Source organism: Halorubrum distributum JCM 10118, assembly GCF_000337335.1.
In the GTDB taxonomy this organism is placed as follows: domain Archaea; phylum Halobacteriota; class Halobacteria; order Halobacteriales; family Haloferacaceae; genus Halorubrum; species Halorubrum distributum.
Genome location: NZ_AOJN01000011.1, coordinates 1 through 240, shown reverse-complemented (window position 1 = coordinate 240; position 240 = coordinate 1). Strand labels below are relative to the sequence as shown.

1 rRNA gene is annotated in these 240 nt (G+C 55.0%); it reads right to left on the bottom strand.

Annotated features, from left to right (window positions below):
• Window positions 1–96, bottom strand: a 23S ribosomal RNA gene (locus C466_RS00695); the annotation flags it as partial.
• Window positions 97–240 lie beyond the last annotated feature (144 nt).

The following is a 240-nucleotide window of genomic DNA, read 5'->3' as shown; positions in this document are numbered from 1 at the left end:
CCTCCATGCGGGTCCCATGAGCTTTTCGCAGCTTGGCACGTCCGTCGTCGGCTCTCGAGCCGAGCCATTCACCAGCTGGCACAGTAGCCAGTAGTGTGTCAGCCAACTCTCCAGAAGAGAGTGCTGACGGTGTCAAGTGACATAGTGTCACCCGACTGTATATGGTTCACTGACGTTCCACGAACTCGGATGAGTTCAGTGGACGTCTGGATCGCACGTATACACGGTTGTCATTGAATC